Origin of the sequence: Vibrio sp. Isolate25, assembly GCF_022398025.1 — a bacterium.
Classification (GTDB): Bacteria; Pseudomonadota; Gammaproteobacteria; order Enterobacterales; family Vibrionaceae; genus Vibrio; species Vibrio coralliilyticus_A.
Map to the genome: position 1 here is coordinate 79305 of NZ_JAKEUT010000009.1, position 16586 is coordinate 95890.

Sequence of the window (16586 nt, forward strand, 5' to 3'; positions counted from 1 at the left end):
TAAAGACCTAAATTTTTTTCACTTTTTTTTACTCTTTCCCTTGAAAAGTCATTTGACGCCCTTATTTATTGGGCATAGAGAAGCAAACATCATTATTTTTGTTTGTGAGCAAGGGTTGAAACCCGACTCTCCATCCCCACATAGGGGATATAGCAAAACGAAAATAGAAATTTATTCGGAGATAGCCTGATGGGTAAAATCATTGGTATTGACTTAGGTACTACTAACTCATGTGTTGCGGTACTAGACGGCGACAAACCACGTGTAATTGAAAACGCAGAGGGTGAGCGTACTACTGCATCGGTAATTGCTTACACAGACGGTGAGACACTAGTAGGTCAACCAGCAAAACGTCAAGCAGTTACAAACCCAGAAAACACGCTATTTGCAATTAAGCGTCTTATTGGTCGTCGTTTCGAAGACGAAGAAGTACAGCGCGACATCGAAATCATGCCGTACAAAATCGTTAAAGCTGACAACGGTGATGCTTGGGTTGAAGCGCAAGGCCAGAAAATGGCGGCTCCTCAGGTTTCTGCTGAAGTACTGAAGAAAATGAAGAAAACGGCAGAAGACTTCCTTGGTGAGGAAGTAACTGGCGCAGTTATCACAGTACCGGCTTACTTTAACGATGCTCAGCGTCAAGCAACTAAAGATGCTGGCCGTATCGCTGGTCTAGAAGTTAAGCGTATCATCAACGAGCCTACTGCAGCAGCTCTAGCTTACGGGCTAGACAAGCAAGGTGGTGACCGCACTATCGCTGTATACGACCTTGGTGGTGGTACATTCGATATCTCTATCATCGAGATTGATGAAGTTGAAGGCGAGAAAACATTCGAAGTACTAGCGACTAACGGTGATACTCACTTAGGTGGTGAAGACTTCGATAACCGCATGATCAACTACCTAGTTGAAGAGTTCAAGAAAGAGCAAGGTATCGATCTTAAGAACGATCCTCTAGCAATGCAGCGTGTTAAAGAAGCAGCAGAAAAAGCGAAAATTGAGCTTTCTTCTACTTCTCAAACAGACGTAAACCTACCTTACGTGACTGCAGATGCGACTGGTCCTAAGCACATGAACGTTAAAGTGACTCGTGCGAAACTAGAATCTCTAGTTGAAGATCTAGTTCAACGTTCTCTTGAGCCGCTAAAAGTTGCTCTAGCTGACGCAGACCTATCTGTGAACGACATTACTGACGTTATCCTTGTTGGTGGTCAGACTCGTATGCCAATGGTTCAAGCGAAAGTGGCTGAGTTCTTCGGTAAAGACGCTCGTAAAGACGTGAACCCTGACGAAGCAGTAGCAATGGGTGCTGCAGTTCAAGGTGGTGTACTTGCGGGTGATGTTAAAGATGTACTTCTACTAGACGTTACTCCTCTGTCTCTAGGTATCGAGACTATGGGTGGCGTAATGACTAAGCTAGTTGAGAAGAACACCACTATCCCAACCAAAGCGAACCAAGTTTTCTCAACAGCAGAAGACAACCAGAATGCGGTAACTATCCACGTTCTTCAAGGTGAGCGTAAGCAGGCGATGTACAACAAGTCTCTAGGTCAATTCAACCTAGAAGGCATTCAGCCAGCTCCACGTGGTATGCCACAAATCGAAGTAACTTTCGACCTAGATGCGGATGGTATCCTTCACGTATCAGCGAAAGATAAGCAGACTGGTAAAGAGCAGAAGATCACTATCCAAGCTTCAGGCGGTCTAAGCGACGATGAAATCGAAAAAATGGTACAAGAAGCAGAAGCTAACAAAGAAGCGGACAAGAAGTTCGAAGAGCTAGCGGCTGCACGTAACCAAGCTGACCAAATGATCCACGGTACTCGTAAGCAAGTTGAAGAAGCGGGTGACGCACTTCCAGCGGAAGAGAAAGAGAAGATTGAATCTGCTATCTCTGAGCTAGAAGAAGCTCGTAAGGGTGAAGACAAAGAAGCGATTGATACGAAAGTACAAGCTCTTATGACCGCTGCGCAAAAACTTATGGAAATCGCTCAGCAACAAGCTCAGGCACAACAGGCTGGTGCAGAAGCTGGTGAACAGCCTAAGCAAGAAGAAGACGTTGTAGACGCTGAGTTTGAAGAAGTTAAAGACGAGAAAAAATAATTTTCGATTCTGACTTAACTTAACGTAATATGCGGGCGTTTGAGGGAACTCACACGCCCGCCTGTTTGTAAATACGCTGTCTTTCCAGATAAGCACTTTTTGCACAAAGCCTTTATCTAGAACGATACAAACACCAAGCGACAATCGGTCGTTTGCAGTAATAAATTGGTGACGAAGAACATGTCAAAACGTGATTTTTACGAAGTATTAGGCGTAAGCCGTGATGCATCAGAACGTGATATTAAAAAGGCGTATAAGCGCCTTGCAATGAAATTCCACCCAGACCGCAACCAGGGTGATGAGTCTGCTGCAGATAAGTTTAAAGAAGTAAAAGAAGCGTACGAAGTCCTACTGGATCCTCAGAAAAAAGCGGCCTACGACCAATATGGTCATGCAGCATTCGAACAAGGTGGCATGGGCGGCGGTGGCTTTGGCGGTGGTGCTGGTGCTGATTTCGGTGATATTTTTGGTGATGTGTTTGGTGATATCTTTGGCGGTGGCCGACGTGGCGGTGGCCAGCAACGCGCGCAACGCGGTGCAGACCTGCGCTACAACATGGAACTGTCACTAGAAGAAGCGGTTCGCGGTGTTTCAAAAGAAATTGAAGTGCCAACGCTAGTTAACTGTGACGTTTGTGATGGCAGCGGCGCGAAGAAAGGCTCGTCTCCTGAAACGTGTGGAACCTGTCATGGTCATGGCCAAGTTCAGATGCGTCAGGGTTTCTTTGCGGTTCAGCAAACCTGTCCAACCTGTCACGGTAAAGGCAAGATCATCAAAGATCCATGTAACTCGTGTCATGGTCAAGGTCGTAAACAGAAGACTAAAACGCTTAACGTTAAGATTCCTGCTGGTGTTGATACTGGTGACCGTATCCGTCTTTCTGGTGAAGGTGAAGCGGGAGAAATGGGCGCTCCAGCGGGTGACTTGTACGTACAGGTCCATGTGAAAGAGCACCACATCTTTGAGCGTGATGGTAATAATCTATATTGTGAAGTGCCTGTCAGCTTTGCAATGGCCGCACTGGGTGGTGAAGTTGAAGTACCAACACTGGATGGTCGTGTGAACCTGAAAGTTCCGACTGAAACGCAAACGGGGCGAATGTTCCGTATGCGCGGTAAAGGGGTGAAGGGTGTTCGAGGCGGTGGTGTTGGTGACCTGATTGTTAAGTTAGTAGTTGAAACACCTGTTAATCTAAGTTCACGTCAGAAAGATTTATTGAAAGAGTTTGAAGAGTCTTGCGGTGGTGAAGCGGCAACTAAGCACAAGCCGAAAGCGGAAGGGTTCTTCAATGGGGTCAAGAAGTTTTTCGATGACCTAACGAGTTAACCTTCGAAAGATTGTTGTGAGAGAGCCTGCCAAATGTGCAGGCTTTTTTATTCCCAACAAGACGCAGGAAACTCTGTGTTTCTTGCGTCTAAGCTGATGTAATCAATGTTGTTCTCTATTAGGCAGGTATCGAGATGTTGCTGGCTGCTTGTTTGAGCGGTGGCCTTGATCGTATATGCGGTGCTTGCTCCGCTAGTGATAGAGAAAATAAAGCGGTTTTGGTCCGACAGGCATAGAGTGCATTGGCCTTCAGATACGATGTGGCTCCATTGATATTGTCCGCTGTAGTTCGATTCCAACGCCAGTTGGATTCGCGCTAAGTCAGAGATGGCCGTTGTCCGATGAGATTGACGCACGAAGTCCAAATAACTTGGGTAAGCGATAGCAGATAAAATCACTATCACGACTGTTACCACCAACAGTTCGAGCAAAGTCATTCCATTTAGACTTTGTTTACTCTGATTACATCGATTTTCACCGAACACTCCGAATCCCTCTTTTCTTTTGCATCTGGGCATTGTTTCTCAGTGGTAGCATCGAACCAAGTATGGTTTTGAACCTTGTGAGTGTTACATGAGAGTTTGGGAAATGCCTCGTGGTTTTACATTGATAGAAGTGTTGATTGTTTTATCGGTGGTCTGCGTGGTCGCGCTATGGGCACTCCCTAGCTTTGTTTCCGTTTCTAATACCGCCAAAATGGCTAGGCTAGCGACAGAGTTGAATGGACTTGTCGTAATGGCTAAATCTCAAGCTGTTTTGCGCCGCCAACCGTTATGGATTCACTTGTTAACCGTTAGCGGAGAATGGGCGCTGGAATTAACTGATAACAAAAAGGAGTTCCAAGGGGTGGTATTAATGCGTTTGTCTGGGGCTTCATTTTCAGGGATTAAACTAGACACAACGTATAGCTCGAATCAAATCAGCTTTGATGCAACCCATGGCCGTCCTAAAAGTGGCCGATTTACTTTCTATCCTAGCCAGCAACCTGAGCTAGTTCTTGAGCTAAGAACGCACTTTCGCTCTGCTATTGTTCGTGTTTGTTCTCCAAATAAGACTCACTTGGGCTACGAAGTATGCTGATTTATCGGCAGAGAGGGGGGAGTTTGCTCGAGCTCCTTGTTGCTGCCTCGCTTAGCATACTAGTGATAAGTGTGGTGATGAGCATGTTGATCCATCATCAGCGTACAGCGGTTTATCGAGCTAAGGAACTTATGCTACTCCAAAGCACCAATAGTGTTCTTCAAATGATGAAGCAGGACTTACATCGGGCTGGCTACAGCGGAGGTATGGGTTCTAGCCTTAAGCTATCCGGCGCGGCACAAACTTATTATATCAGGCATGATAATCAAATGAGTCTAATTGCTTACGCCTACCTTTCAGGGAATGCTGACGATGAGGATGCATACACAAATGTTGTTTATCAAAGAGATAGACAATCTGAGCAGATCCTCAGAGTTTGTGAGAAGAAATTGTCACGCGTTATGTCTGTCGTAGAAGCAGAGAGCTTTACGACTTATTTTGGCAATACTTGTAACACTTTGTTTGATAGTCGACGTATCGCTATTGAAGTATTTGAGTTGAATGTTGAGCCCTTGGTGGGCCTGTCTATCTCTTCAGCTCTTGTGAGTGTCGTTCTTTCAACCCAGTTAGTGGATCAACCGCAAGTTACGCAATCACTGGGTTTTTCTGTCAAAACGAGGAACTGGTGAGGTGAAGAAACAAAGTGGAGCGGCGTTGATTGTGACGACCTGCCTGTTACTCTCGGTGACCTTGATGGTCATTATGGGGAGTTATAAAGGCGTATTTTATCAGGTAAAGCGGAGTAATAATGAGGTCGACAGCCGCACAGCTCACTGGCTTGCTGAAGGCGGTTTAGAGTGTGCATTTGCTAGTGTATCAAGTGAAGGTCTGATTCCTGAAAGTTTAAATGGTTGCCAAGGTTGGCTTGGTTTGGATGGACTGGAAATAGAAACGGGAACACCACATAAGATCCGCTCATCAAGTGGTTTTCTTACTTTGAGTAAGGCATTTTTCCTGCCAGAGCTACAAATTAAAAGCGCAATGACAACCACTGCTCATCTATATGTATACGGTTCGTTAAACCTTGCCCCGCATCATGGAGATAAAGTCAGTGAGAACGAGTGGGCATGTGTATCACTCCGGTATCAAAACGAGGTTTATGCTCAGAGTTACTCCACTAAACAACCCAAACAAAGGGCTGTACTTCCTCGTTATTTTCCTTTGGGAGAGGTTGAAAATCAGCAGCATTGTGCCGACAAAAATTATACTGGGTTTGCCTGGCAACTTTCTTCTACTCAAGATGATTTCGCCCTGCATGAGAATCTTGACCCCTTTAAAGAAGTCTTTAATGTTTCACGTAATCACTGGTTTGACGTGATGTCAGACACAGGGTTATTTGGTTACGTTCCATCGTCTTTAGCGAGCTTCTTACCAGCAAACGCCAGCGACTTGCCTGCTCCTCAAGTGATAGAAGACTGTGGTGAAAAGATCAGTGAGCTTATTAAGGCTTCTCATGAATTTATCTGGGTCTATGGAAGCTGTGAACTGACATCAGATGATCTACAAACAATCAATGGTGCTATCGATACCTACTTGGCCGGAGGCTTGGTTTTAGTTTTGCATAACGGAGCGTTTGCAGTGTCAGGCCATCAAGCGTTGAAGGCTCTGGTTTATCATTTTGTCTCTGATGATTCCGCTCTTGACGACGCTGGTTTGGAAACGATTGAAAATGACGAATTATCTGTAAACTTAACCCAAACCATAGATGCACTGTCTTCTGTTGTCGCTATTGAAAAAGAGCGGGTAAGTTACTTTCAGAGTGGGAGTTTTTATCCGATTGGTGGTTTGATTTTAGATGTACCTGAGCGTTATGCGTTAATCGATACTTCTTTGGATACCGAGTTTAATCAAGATATAACAGCCAGCCCGGCTAGAAAGCACCATCAAACGCTATGGGTGAGAGGAAGTTGGTATGATTTCTAATCAAAAAGGCGTGAGCTTGATTGAAGTATTAATTGGGCTATTTCTTGTAAGTAGTAGCGCTATTGGTTTAGTAAAACTGCATACCTATATAGAGACGAAATCAGATTGGGCTAATCAGGCGACAAAAGCGCTTTATCTAGCAGAGTCACAGCTTGAGTATTTTATCAGTCACAGTTCAGTTGTGGAGCCCCAAAATTATTCGTTTGATACGATAAATCAAGATCCCTGCTTTACTCTTGAACGTTGCCAGATTTCATTAGAAGAAGAGTTTCAACTACAGTGTGACTCCAAGTCTATTGTGCTGAATGGTATCGAAACTCAACTCATTAGCGTTGCTGTCTGTTGGCAAGATCGTTATGGGAAAAATCAATCTATTGAGTTAACAACATTTGTCTCTGAGTTCAATGAGTTTGCTATGTAGTTTGTTTTATATTCAATGTTGGTTGTTGAGTGTTTACCTGTTAGTGTTCTCTATTTTTTTCAAAATAGTTTCAAACCTGTTTCAATCTATGGACGATTGTTGTTTTTACTTTGTTGCGTGATAACGCCAGTTTTGCAAAATATGTCTCCAAATATGGAAAAAATTGTGGAACCTTGTGCTTTTTAGAGGTGCTTTTAATAAAATGTGTCGTTGAATAATAGGTCGCTACAACAATCATTACAGACCTAAGGCAACAACATCACATATGGAGTTACCATGAGTAACCAAGCTATAAATCAAGCGCCATCCAACAAGCCGAGTGGTATGGATCGCTTTTTAAACTTTATTGAACGCGCGGGTAATAAGATCCCAGATCCTGCTATTTTGTTTTTCTGGGCTCTAGTTATTACTTGGGCTGCGTCTGCTCTCCTTTCAAACGTCTCGTTTGACTTGTTAAACCCACGCACTGGCGAAGCACTTGCAATCAACAACCTTTTAACCGGCGAATCTCTAGCAAGCTTCCTCGCGAATATGGTGACAACATTCACTGGTTTTGCGCCTCTAGGTATCGTACTGGTTGCGATGCTTGGTGTAGGGGTAGCGGATTCTTCAGGCTTTATTACCACAGGCCTCAAGAAGATGCTTAACTTCACTCCAGCTAAGCTACTTACTCCAATGCTTATTCTGGTTGCGATTGTTTCGCACACCGCGGCGGATGCAGGCTACGTTCTTGTTATTCCACTCGGTGGTATCATTTTCCATGCGGCTGGTCGTCACCCATTAGCGGGTATCGCTGCAGCATTCGCTGGCGTATCGGGTGGTTTCTCTGCAAACTTTATCCCTTCGGGTATCGACCCACTACTCGCTGGTTTCACACAAACTGCAGCACAGGTTCTTGATCCTGAATACGTTGTAAACCCACTTGCGAATATTTTCTTTACTGGTCTATCTTCAATCATCATTGTAGCGATTGGTTGGTATGTAACAGAAAAAATCATCGAACCTCGCCTAGCGAAAACGCCAATCGACGAAGATGCAGAAAAAGCACCAGATCTAGGTTCTTTCACTGAACTTGAGTCAAAAGCATTCCGCTATGCGGGTTGGGCGATGCTGGCAGGTATTGCTGTATTGATCGCAGCCATTATCCCTGAAAACTCGGCACTGCGTTCTCCTGAAGGTGAAATTACAGCGTTTACCGCGCCGTTAATGAAGTCAATTGTTCCGTTGATCTTCATTTTGTTCATCATTCCAGGCTACGTGTATGGTAAAGTCTCGGGGACATTTAAGACCAGTAACGACATCATTAAAGCGATGGCGGACACTATGTCGACAATGGGTGCGTACATTGTTATGTCGTTCTTCTGTGCTCAGTTCCTGGCTGCATTTGCACAGTCGAATATTGGTACTATGCTAGCGCTATACGGTGCAGAAGGTCTGAAAGCAATGAACCTTCCGGGTGAAGCAACGATCATCGGTATGATTCTGTTGACGGCTTCTGTAAACCTGCTAATTGGTTCTGCTTCTGCCAAATGGGCTTTAATTGGTCCAATTCTAGTACCAATGCTAATGGCTGTAGGTATTTCGCCAGAGCTTTCTCAAGCGGCATACCGCGTTGGTGATTCTGTATCGAACATTATCTCACCTCTGATGGTCTTCTTCCCTCTCGTCGTGGTTTACTGTCAGCGCTACGTCAAGTCGACTGGTATTGGTACCCTAGCATCTCTAATGATGCCATTCTCAATTGCAATGTTGATCGGTTGGTCTATTTTCCTAGTGGCATACTGGGCACTGGGTATCCCACTGGGCATTCAAGCTCCTTACACATATACAATGTAAGTTGATAGCATGAGGATTGATGAGCGCCGGTTGAGAGACTGGCGCTTTTTTATTTTATAGTGGCAATTGAGCGCTCTTTTACTCTCGCGGGGTTATGGGTAGAATCATACTCCCACTGCATCTGTGTTAGATTTTGGAGCCTTAAGTGTCAGATTCTCAGTTTTCCTCTCAAGATGAATTCTTCATGCGTCGTGCGCTGGCGCTTGCTGCTCAGGCAGAGTTAGAGGGAGAAGTACCTGTTGGTGCTGTCTTGGTCAAGGACGGAGAAGTGGTTGCTGAAGGTTGGAATCAGTCTATTGGTCATCATGATGCAACGGCACATGCAGAAATGCAGGTACTGCGTAAAGCAGGCCAAGTTTTGGAGAATTATCGTCTCCTTGATACAACCTTATATGTGACGCTGGAGCCGTGTCCAATGTGTGCCGGAGCTTTGCTTCATAGCAGAGTCAAACGTATCGTATTCGGCGCTCCAGACTTAAAAGCGGGAGCAGCTGGAACAGTACTTAATTTGTTTGAGCACCAGGCTGCGTATCACTACGCGGATATTGAAGCTGGATTATTGGAAGAAGAGTGTCGAGTGCAATTGCAAGCATTCTTTAAGCGTCGTCGTAAAGAGAACAAAGCGCAGAAACAGGCAAAGCGTTTTGAAGGATAAGACTCTAGCAAACACCCGTGTCTAGGTGCTTGCTAGGATTATGCGCAAATTAGCTGCATGAAGGCTCGATGACGAGCAATTACTTTTTTCTTATTGTTACTGAGCATTCTCTTACGGCGGTTTGCTGCCACTGTTTTATTAAGGCGTTTTGACCGCATTTTACGTCTACTCATAAAACAACCTCCTACTATGAGTTATATCTGAATTATGGCTTTCTGATTCGAAGGTACTGATTACCTTGAGTAACTCGTCTTTTACCAGCCAATTGTTACTGTTTTAATAATGTTTGCAAGATCGCTAGCTTACGAGACTATGTGTGGGTAAGCACGCAAGAATTCAAGTGCACAATCACTAAACAGCGATAGTACACTTGAAAGCTGGTTTTTACTCTTGATTTGTTGGTTCTGCCGCTGAGCTGGCTGAAGCTGAAGAGACTGAACTTTCCGGCACTTCGATGACGGCAAGGTCGTCTATACTGATGTCGCTATTATCTGCCGTTTGTTGCTCCACATGACCAATAATACTTTGGTAATAACGGCGAATGTTCTCGACGTAGTTTCTTGCTTCATCACCGCGAGCGTAGCCATATCGAGTCTGGCTGTAGTATTTTTTCTGGCGTAGTAATGGCAAGCGATCTTTTACATCGGCCCATGAATCCGGATTGCCCCCTTGTCTTTTGGTTAGTCTCCTTGCGTCCATCATATGACCGTAGCCAACATTGTAAGAAGCGAGAGCAAACCAGATTTTTTCATGGTCATCGACAGAATCGGGTATACGAGAAACCATACGACGCAAGTAGTCTACACCTCCTCGTACTGATTGCTTAGGGTCAAGTCGGTTTGTGACCCCGACGCTTTTAGCGGTGGGTAATGTCAGCATCATCATGCCACGAACACCCGTTGGTGACTTAGCTCGAGGATTCCAGTGTGACTCTTGATAAGCCAACGCGGCCACTAAACGCCAGTCAAACTCTTCAGAATATTTTTTAAATAACGGTGACCATTTAGGCAGTTTGGAGTCAAGGGCACGGATAAATGCGCGTGTGTCAACATAATCAAAGCTGCCGATATGACCAATATATTTTTCTTCAAGTGAGGCGAGATGGCCTGATTGTTTGGTGTAACCAAAGAATTCAATCATCAATGCATATAAGCTTTCATCTTCTGAACGGCGAATAAACCAAGAGATGGGTTGATCTTCTGTGAGTTCAAAGGCTAATGCAATATCAGGGTAGATTCGCTGCGATAGGGATACCTCGACGGAATCGGCGATAGTGAACATCAGATCACCATCAGATACCTGTTTAAGTAGATCGCTTACCTCCGCTTCAGGATCTATTTCAAATGCAAAGTCAGGATAGGCTTCTTGCTTTATGGCGTTCAGAGTCTGCTTCACATGTGAATCACTGACGATTTTTAGGATAGGTTGATCATCTTCCCCTTCAATTTGATCAGGTTGTTTACTGAGAAGCCGTTCTAAATTACGTGGTCGCCATTGGCCCTTTTTGTAGACCACTTGTTGGCTGACATAATAATAAGCAGGGCCGGGGCGGAATCGCTCCATACGTTCAGGTGACTGAGTCAAACCTGCAGCAATAATGTCGATTTCACCTTTGGCCAGTGCAGGGTAGAGCGATGAGATTCGGTAGGCCGGCTTCATTTCCAGTTGTACGCCTAGCTCATTGGCAAACTCACGAGCCAGTTCATAATCCAAGCCCGCAGGGCCATCGGGACCAATATAGTAAGACAACTGATTATTCAAGGTGCCGACACGCAATACGCCACGCTCGCGTATTTGGTCTAAATCACTTTTAGGCTCTGATTCAATTTGACAGCCGGACAACATTAATACAGCAAACAGCAAGGCGCTAATTGATGTCCAACAGTTCAAGTAATGCTTCTTCATTCACATCATTCTCATACTTCTAGTAGGGCATTTATATCAAAGTGTCATAACAAGGCAAGACAATCAGAGTGAGTTCGGGTTAAAGATTTAAAATTAGGATTTTTGCGGTAATTCAAATTTGATGAAAAAAATGACGCAAACGGTTGCTTTTGGTGTTACATCACAAAAATAAATCCTTTATAATGCGCCCGCAAAGGAGAGGTGGAATCGGCATAGGTTTTAGAATCCTAGGGAATAGCTTCGAAGTAAAACAGTCTAACCCACTGAATTTATTCCAATATCACCTCAGGTCAGTAGACCTTAACCAATTGCATAAGAGACCTAAGCACATGAGAATTTTTCGTGGCTCCCCAGCTCTATCTGAATTTCGTGTTAACAAGCTTCTAGAGCTTTGTCGTGAATTGAGCTTGCCAGTAACAGGTATTTACGCTGAATTTACCCACTTTGCTGATCTAACGGCAGATCTAGACGCATCTGAAGTTGAGAAGTTAGAAAAGTTGCTGACTTACGGTCCAACTATTGAAGAGCATGAGCCAACTGGTCTGCTGCTTCTAGTTACGCCTCGTCCAGGTACTATCTCTCCTTGGTCATCAAAATCGACAGACATCGCAAATAACTGTGGTCTAGACAAGTTGGTTCGTCTTGAGCGTGGTACAGCGTACTACGTTGAAACATCTGCAGAGCTAACTGAGCTTCAATTGGTTGAGCTAAAAGCAATTATCCACGATCGCATGATGGAAGTGGTTTTTGCTGACTTTGACTCAGCGAATGCACTTTTCCAAGTGGCAGAACCTGCACCAGTGGCGGACGTTGACCTGCTTTCTGGTGGTCGTGTTGCGCTTGAAAACGCAAACGTTACCCTAGGTCTTGCACTTGCAGACGATGAAATTGAATACCTTTACGATGCGTTCGTAAATAAGCTAGATCGTAACCCAACAGATATCGAGCTAATGATGTTCGCCCAAGCGAACTCAGAGCACTGTCGTCACAAGATCTTCAACGCAGACTGGACTATCGACGGCATTAAGCAAGAGAAGTCTCTGTTCAAGATGATCAAAAACACATTCGAAACGACACCAGATAACGTGCTGTCTGCTTACAAAGATAACGCAGCAGTAATGGTCGGTTCAGAGGTTGGTCGTTTCTTCCCGAATCCAGAAACTCGCCAGTACGGTTACAACCAAGAGAAAGCCCATATTCTAATGAAGGTGGAAACGCACAACCACCCAACGGCTATTTCTCCATGGCCGGGCGCATCTACAGGTTCTGGTGGTGAAATCCGCGACGAAGGCGCGACAGGCATTGGTGGTAAGCCAAAAGCAGGTCTTGTAGGTTTCACTACCTCTAACCTACGTATTCCAGGTTTTGAACAGCCATGGGAAACAGATTTCGGTAAGCCGGGTCGCATCGTTAACGCTCTAGACATCATGCTAGAAGGCCCACTTGGTGGCGCAGCGTTCAACAACGAATTTGGTCGTCCAAACCTACTTGGATACTTCCGTACTTACGAAGAAAAAGTTAACTCTCACGCAGGTGAAGAAGTTCGTGGTTACCACAAGCCAATCATGATCGCTGGTGGTATGGGTAACATCCGTGACGAGCACGTGCAGAAGAAAGAGATCCCAGTCGGTGCAAGCCTAATCGTTCTTGGTGGTCCTGCAATGAACATCGGCCTTGGTGGCGGTGCAGCATCTTCAATGGCGTCTGGTCAATCAGCAGAAGATTTAGACTTTGCTTCAGTACAGCGTGAGAACCCAGAGATGGAACGCCGCTGTCAGGAAGTGATCGACCGTTGTTGGCAGCTTGGTGAAGAGAACCCAATCGCATTCATCCACGATGTAGGCGCGGGCGGTATCTCTAATGCACTTCCAGAGCTTGTAGACGATGGTGAGCGTGGTGGTATCTTCCAACTACGTGACGTACCAAACGACGAACCTGGTATGAGCCCACTTGAGATCTGGTGTAACGAATCTCAAGAACGTTACGTACTGGCGGTTGCTCCAGAAAACATGGACACATTCGATGCTATCTGTAAGCGTGAGCGCGCACCATACGCTGTAGTAGGTGTGGCAACGGAAGAGCGTGAACTGAAACTTGAAGATTCATACTTCGACAACACGCCAATCGATATGCCAATGGACGTTCTTCTTGGTAAGACGCCTAAGATGCACCGTGATGCGAAAACGCTAAAAGCGAACAACCCTGCGATTAACCGTGATGGCATTGAGCTAAACGATGCGGCTGAGCGTGTACTTCGCCTACCAACGGTTGCTGAGAAAACATTCCTTATCACTATCGGTGACCGCACCGTAACTGGTCTTGTGGCTCGAGACCAAATGGTTGGCCCATGGCAGGTTCCAGTAGCTAACTGCGCAGTAACAGCAGCAAGCTACGACACTTACCACGGTGAAGCGATGTCAATGGGTGAGCGTACACCCGTTGCTCTTCTAGATTTTGGCGCATCTGCTCGTCTAGCGGTGGGTGAGGCTATCACTAACATTGCTGCGACCAACATCGGTGATATCAAACACATTAAACTGTCTGCAAACTGGATGTCTCCAGCAGGCCACCCAGGTGAAGATGCAGGTCTTTACGAAGCGGTGAAAGCGGTGGGTGAAGAGCTATGTCCAGCACTTGGCCTGACTATCCCAGTGGGTAAAGACTCAATGTCGATGAAGACTAAGTGGGAAGAGAATGGCGAGCAGAAAGAAGTCACTTCTCCGCTATCTCTAATCATCACGGCGTTTGCTCGTGTTGAAGATGTTCGTAAGACAATTACTCCTCAGCTACGCACAGACAAAGGCGATACTAGCCTTGTACTTATCGACCTAGGTAACGGTCAAAATCGCCTAGGTGCAACAGCTCTAGCGCAAGTTTACAAGCAGCTTGGTGATAAGCCAGCAGACGTAGACAACGCAGCGCAGCTAAAAGGTTTCTACGAAGGCGTTCAAGCACTTGTTGCTAACGACCAAGTCGTGGCTTACCACGATAAGGGCGATGGCGGTCTATTCGTTACTCTTGCTGAGATGGCATTCGCGGGTCACTGTGGTGTTAAAGCGAATATTGAAGTACTAGGTGACGACGCTCTAGCAGTGCTATTTAACGAAGAGTTAGGCGCAGTGCTTCAGGTTAAGAATGACGACCTAGATGCTGTACTTTCAACGCTAGCTGCAAACGGCCTTGAGGCATGTTCACACGTAATCGGTTCTGTAGAAGCGTCTGACGAGCTGGTGATCACTTCTGGTGAGACAGTGGTTCTAGAGCGTAACCGTACTGAACTACGTACTATCTGGGCTGAGACAACGCATAAGATGCAAGGTCTACGTGATAATCCAGCATGTGCTGACCAAGAGCACGAAGCGAAGAAAGACAACTCTGACCCAGGTCTGAATGTTAAACTAAGCTTTGATGTGAACGAAGACATTGCAGCGCCTTACATCGCCGGTTCTATGATAAATACAGGCGCCAAACCTAAGATGGCAATTCTGCGTGAGCAGGGTGTTAACTCTCACGTTGAGATGGCAGCAGCATTCGACCGCGCTGGCTTTGAAGCGACAGATATTCACATGAGCGACATCCTAACCGGTCAAGCTGTTTTAGAAGAGTACCAAGGCCTAGTGGCTTGTGGTGGTTTCTCTTACGGTGACGTACTAGGCGCAGGTGAAGGTTGGGCGAAATCTATCTTGTTCAACGAGCAAGCTCGCAACCAGTTCCAAGGCTTCTTCCAGCGTGAAGATACCTTCTCTCTAGGTGTGTGTAACGGCTGTCAGATGCTATCAAACCTGAAAGAGCTAATCCCAGGTGCAGATCTATGGCCACGCTTCGTTCGTAACGAATCTGAGCGTTTTGAAGCTCGCTTTAGCCTAGTGGAAGTTCAGAAATCTGACTCTGTATTCTTCGACGGCATGGCAGGTTCTCGTATGCCAATCGCAGTGTCTCACGGTGAAGGTCGCGTAGAAGTGCGTGATGCTGACCACCTAGCCGCGATTGAAGCATCAGGTACAGTGGCCGTTCGCTACGTGGACAACCACGGTAACCCAACACAGCAATACCCGAACAACCCGAACGGTTCGCCAAACGCAATCACAGGTCTAACGACTCAAGATGGCCGCGTAACTATCATGATGCCTCACCCAGAGCGTGTATTCCGCACTGTGGCGAACTCATGGTCTCCAGAAGGTTGGGGCGAGAACGGTGCTTGGATGCGTATGTTCCAAAACGCACGTAAGAATGTTGGTTAACAGGTATTAGCTGTTATTGGAAAGTAAAAGCGCAGACCGAAGTCTGCGCTTTTTATTTGTTGAAAAATCTATAGCCAACGGCTCTTTTTTACGCTCTAATACCGCGCTTGCCAAGGGATGGCTAAATCCCTCAATACTCTATTAGAATCCCTTAGGAAATGAATATGTCGAACAACAAAAAATTTGCCATTCGTGTGACTGAAAAGCGTAATGGTTGGTGTGCAGAGATCACTCGTCAAGTGACATCACGTAAAACATCTGTGTCTAAGCGTGAAGCTGGCTTTGAAACAGAAGCTTTAGCGCAAGAGTGGGCGGAGAAAGAGCTAGCGGGTTTCATCCAAAACCAAGCGGCCCGTAACGAACGTAAAGGTGAAGCACGTAAAGTTCGTGTTGAGCGTGAAGAGCGTCTAGCGCAAGAAGCCGCTGAAAAGAAAGCACGTTACGAAGAAGCGAAGCGCGCAGCCGCAGCGCAAGCTGAATTAGATGATGAAGATGACTTTTTCGACGAAGAGTAATCACTTCTAATAAAAAACCGCCTGCTTAGGCGGTTTTTTGTATCCGATAACGCTTTGATTAGCGAAATTGTCCTGCTTCTGGTAGGAAATCAAAACCTGCGGAAGCGAGTTTAGTCTCCAGTGCTGACTTATCGATATCAAAATACGTCGCCAGCTTATCTAAATCACCACCAAAGTCATCTCGTAGCTTCATGTTGACGATGCTCATCAGCATGATTGGATCCATCGTTTCAAAGTTCGCTAAGTTCATTATTGATCCTCGAAATCTGAAATCAGCAGATTCGCTGCTGCAAATGCCGCTTTGTCTCTTACATGTTGCGGGAGGCTGGTATCCGCTGCAATATCGTTTAACGCGCGTAGTGAACAAGCAATCGCTTTAGGCACATAGGCCTGATCGCCACTGCCAATTTGCGCATAGAGCTCGCGAACCAAGTCGCAGCAATCATATATTTTCATGTTGTTAACCTAATAATTAAATGAGAACTGCTCTCAAATATACACAGGCTGTGATTGAAACTCAAAGCAACTGTTTGTTCTGGCTCAAACTCAAGGCAGCGATGCTGGATTTTTGTTCGCTTTGG

At 45.6% G+C, this 16586-nt stretch carries 15 protein-coding genes; 10 read left to right on the top strand and 5 right to left on the bottom strand.

Annotated elements, in window-relative coordinates:
* The first annotated feature begins 189 nt into the window (after positions 1–189).
* On the top strand, positions 190–2103 hold the full coding sequence (gene dnaK, locus L1D15_RS16215; RefSeq protein ID WP_239876427.1) for a molecular chaperone DnaK: 1914 nt from the start codon (positions 190–192) through the stop codon (positions 2101–2103).
* Positions 2104–2283: 180 nt separating this feature from the next.
* Entirely contained in the window at positions 2284–3429 is a 1146-nt protein-coding gene (gene dnaJ / locus L1D15_RS16220; RefSeq protein WP_239876428.1) for a molecular chaperone DnaJ, read from the top strand.
* Between the two features lie 47 nt (positions 3430–3476).
* Here dnaJ and L1D15_RS16225 read toward each other — a convergent pair whose 3' ends face one another.
* A complete protein-coding gene (locus L1D15_RS16225) occupies positions 3477–3914 on the bottom strand; it encodes a type IV pilin protein (RefSeq protein WP_239876429.1) in 438 nt (145 codons plus the stop codon).
* An 88-nt stretch (positions 3915–4002) separates the two neighbouring features.
* Between L1D15_RS16225 and L1D15_RS16230 the strand changes: the two genes are divergently transcribed.
* The 6 genes from L1D15_RS16230 (at position 4003) to tadA (ending at position 9344) form a co-directional block, all read left to right on the top strand.
* On the top strand, positions 4003–4509 hold the full coding sequence (locus L1D15_RS16230) for a GspH/FimT family pseudopilin (RefSeq protein WP_239876430.1): 507 nt from the start codon (positions 4003–4005) through the stop codon (positions 4507–4509).
* A gap of 77 nt (positions 4510–4586) precedes the next feature.
* Complete coding sequence (locus L1D15_RS16235) at positions 4587–5138, top strand: pilus assembly protein PilW (protein WP_239876431.1); 552 nt, start codon at positions 4587–4589, stop codon at positions 5136–5138.
* A 1-nt stretch (position 5139) separates the two neighbouring features.
* Positions 5140–6432, top strand: a complete 1293-nt coding sequence (locus tag L1D15_RS16240) for a hypothetical protein (RefSeq protein WP_239876432.1) — start codon at positions 5140–5142, stop codon at positions 6430–6432.
* The gene (locus L1D15_RS16245) at positions 6422–6853 is read left to right on the top strand and encodes a prepilin-type N-terminal cleavage/methylation domain-containing protein (RefSeq protein WP_239876433.1); all 432 of its coding nucleotides are present in this window, start codon (positions 6422–6424) and stop codon (positions 6851–6853) included. Before L1D15_RS16240 ends, L1D15_RS16245 begins: the two co-directional genes overlap by 11 nt.
* A gap of 276 nt (positions 6854–7129) precedes the next feature.
* The gene (locus L1D15_RS16250; protein WP_239867402.1) at positions 7130–8689 is read left to right on the top strand and encodes an AbgT family transporter; all 1560 of its coding nucleotides are present in this window, start codon (positions 7130–7132) and stop codon (positions 8687–8689) included.
* Positions 8690–8834: 145 nt separating this feature from the next.
* Complete coding sequence (gene tadA / locus L1D15_RS16255; RefSeq protein ID WP_239837523.1) at positions 8835–9344, top strand: tRNA adenosine(34) deaminase TadA; 510 nt, start codon at positions 8835–8837, stop codon at positions 9342–9344.
* Positions 9345–9382: 38 nt separating this feature from the next.
* On the opposite strand, the gene L1D15_RS22070 is transcribed toward tadA, so the two are convergent.
* Positions 9383–9517, bottom strand: a complete 135-nt coding sequence (locus L1D15_RS22070; RefSeq protein ID WP_255906193.1) for a hypothetical protein — start codon at positions 9515–9517, stop codon at positions 9383–9385.
* A 211-nt stretch (positions 9518–9728) separates the two neighbouring features.
* Complete coding sequence (gene mltF, locus L1D15_RS16260) at positions 9729–11249, bottom strand: membrane-bound lytic murein transglycosylase MltF (protein WP_239876434.1); 1521 nt, start codon at positions 11247–11249, stop codon at positions 9729–9731.
* Positions 11250–11578: 329 nt separating this feature from the next.
* On the opposite strand from mltF, the gene purL reads away from it, so the two are divergent.
* Complete coding sequence (gene purL / locus L1D15_RS16265) at positions 11579–15490, top strand: phosphoribosylformylglycinamidine synthase (protein WP_239876435.1); 3912 nt, start codon at positions 11579–11581, stop codon at positions 15488–15490.
* A 164-nt stretch (positions 15491–15654) separates the two neighbouring features.
* A complete protein-coding gene (locus L1D15_RS16270; RefSeq protein ID WP_019275555.1) occupies positions 15655–16005 on the top strand; it encodes a DUF3622 domain-containing protein in 351 nt (116 codons plus the stop codon).
* Between the two features lie 58 nt (positions 16006–16063).
* On the opposite strand, the gene L1D15_RS16275 is transcribed toward L1D15_RS16270, so the two are convergent.
* Both L1D15_RS16275 and L1D15_RS16280 read right to left on the bottom strand, forming a co-directional pair.
* On the bottom strand, positions 16064–16255 hold the full coding sequence (locus L1D15_RS16275) for a DUF4250 domain-containing protein (RefSeq protein WP_006959611.1): 192 nt from the start codon (positions 16253–16255) through the stop codon (positions 16064–16066).
* Complete coding sequence (locus L1D15_RS16280) at positions 16255–16461, bottom strand: YaeP family protein (protein ID WP_239837527.1); 207 nt, start codon at positions 16459–16461, stop codon at positions 16255–16257. The genes L1D15_RS16275 and L1D15_RS16280 overlap by 1 nt, the downstream gene beginning before the upstream one ends.
* Positions 16462–16586: the final 125 nt, after the last annotated feature.

Bases quoted from the DNA above. Each gene is read 5' to 3' on its own strand.
- purL (WP_239876435.1), top strand. From the start codon at position 11,579: ATGAGAATTTTTCGTGGCTCCCCAGCTCTATCTGAATTTCGTGTTAAC.
- L1D15_RS16230 (WP_239876430.1), top strand. From the start codon at position 4,003: ATGAGAGTTTGGGAAATGCCTCGTGGTTTTACATTGATAGAAGTGTTG.
- dnaK (WP_239876427.1), top strand. From the start codon at position 190: ATGGGTAAAATCATTGGTATTGACTTAGGTACTACTAACTCATGTGTT.
- L1D15_RS16270 (WP_019275555.1), top strand. From the start codon at position 15,655: ATGTCGAACAACAAAAAATTTGCCATTCGTGTGACTGAAAAGCGTAAT.
- L1D15_RS16235 (WP_239876431.1), top strand. From the start codon at position 4,587: ATGAGCATGTTGATCCATCATCAGCGTACAGCGGTTTATCGAGCTAAG.
- L1D15_RS22070 (WP_255906193.1), bottom strand. From the start codon at position 9,517: ATGAGTAGACGTAAAATGCGGTCAAAACGCCTTAATAAAACAGTGGCA.
- L1D15_RS16245 (WP_239876433.1), top strand. From the start codon at position 6,422: ATGATTTCTAATCAAAAAGGCGTGAGCTTGATTGAAGTATTAATTGGG.
- L1D15_RS16280 (WP_239837527.1), bottom strand. From the start codon at position 16,461: ATGAAAATATATGATTGCTGCGACTTGGTTCGCGAGCTCTATGCGCAA.
- L1D15_RS16275 (WP_006959611.1), bottom strand. From the start codon at position 16,255: ATGAACTTAGCGAACTTTGAAACGATGGATCCAATCATGCTGATGAGC.
- mltF (WP_239876434.1), bottom strand. From the start codon at position 11,249: ATGAAGAAGCATTACTTGAACTGTTGGACATCAATTAGCGCCTTGCTG.
- dnaJ (WP_239876428.1), top strand. From the start codon at position 2,284: ATGTCAAAACGTGATTTTTACGAAGTATTAGGCGTAAGCCGTGATGCA.
- L1D15_RS16250 (WP_239867402.1), top strand. From the start codon at position 7,130: ATGAGTAACCAAGCTATAAATCAAGCGCCATCCAACAAGCCGAGTGGT.